Annotated in this window: 1 protein-coding gene; it reads right to left on the bottom strand. The window is 71.1% G+C overall.

Annotated elements, in window-relative coordinates; all coding sequences use genetic code 11:
- Window positions 1–111: 111 nt before the first annotated feature.
- The coding region (locus tag AB0M20_RS43625) for a trypsin-like serine protease (protein WP_364307386.1) at window positions 112–1,396 on the bottom strand (1,285 nt) is incomplete at its 5' end.

Below are 1,396 nucleotides of genomic sequence, written 5' to 3'. Positions count from 1 at the left end.
TATTCCGACTCTGTGGTGTCGTCGTATCCGGGGTGGGTGGGTGTGTGTTGTTGGTGGGGCGGGGTCCGCCGGTGGCCCGGCGTACGCCGCCTACGGCTGGACGCAGGGGCGTCAGCTGTCGATCAGGTCGAACTGCTCCCACGGGCCGATGGCCGTCCGGTTCGCGATCAGCGAGCCGGCGCCGGCGTTCTCAGCGGTCACGTACCTGCCGTTCACCTGCGCCTTGAGGCTGATGCTGCCGTCGGCGTTGCGGACCAGCTGGAAGGTCTCCCACAGCCCGACCGCGGTCCGGTTAGCGATCAGGGCGCCGGCCCCGGCGTTCTCCGCCGTGACGTACATGTCGTTGGCGTGAGCGCGCAGGGCAACGTTGCCGTTGCCCAGGTCGAAGGCGTCGAACAACTCCCAGGGACCGACCGCCGTCCGGTTGGCGATCAGGGCGGTGGCTCCGGCGTTCTCCGCCGTGACGTACCTGTTGTTGGCGTGCGCGCGCAGGCTGACCTGCTTGGCCGGTACGGACGACAGGACGCGGAACATCGTGCCCTGCGCGCATTTGCTGCCACCCGACGTCCGGAATCCCGTGACGGTCAGCTTCGCGCCTGCCGTGACGACGTCCCGGTCGCCGCCCATCAGGTGATACGTGACGCCGCCGGACGACAACAGCAGGCACTCCTCCACTCCTTGAGTCACCGTCCCGACCAGCGTGGCGACGGTGTCCGCCTGGGTCACCCGGAACCGGACGCCCTGCGTACACGAGCTGGTCGCACTCGGCGCGCGATAGCCGGACACGTGCACGGTCGCGCCGGCCTTGACCACCGCACCGTCGCCACCGGCCAGGGTGTACGTGACGCCGCCGGCCGTCAGGACCAGGCAGCCACTCTCGGTGCCGGTCTCGACGACCCCGGTCAGCTCGATCTCCGTGAACTGGTTGATCCAGTCGGCGAGGCCGTCGATCCGGGTCGCGGTGGCGTCCCGCCGCGCATCGCTCTCGCCGAGGCAACCGCCCTGCCACGAGGTGCTGACCACCGCGACCAGGTTCGCCGTCCCGTCGCTGTTCTCGCGCACCACCGGGCCGCCGGCGTCGCCCTTGCAGATCCCGCCGTCAGCGGTCGGTGCGATGCCGAGTCCGGTCGCCGACACGTCCTGCACCGAGAACTGTGCGGTGTGCGGCAGGTCCGGCACCCATTCCCTGGCGGTCCGGCCGAAGCCGAGCACGCGCAGCGTCTCGCCGTCGGCCGGGGCCGAGGCGGACACCGGTGCGTCGCCCCGCAGGCCGGTCAGGCCACCGGCGAGATGGACCAGCGCCAGGTCCCGGTCGTCGCGGACGAACAGGTGGTCGACCGCGACGGTCTGCGCACCCGAGGCCTGATCCGGGCGGGTCGTCACGGTGGTGGCGACC

Origin of the sequence: Actinoplanes sp. NPDC051633 (assembly GCF_040681735.1) — a bacterium.
GTDB lineage: Bacteria > Actinomycetota > Actinomycetes > Mycobacteriales > Micromonosporaceae > Actinoplanes.
This window is presented reverse-complemented; position numbering and strand designations above follow the sequence as displayed.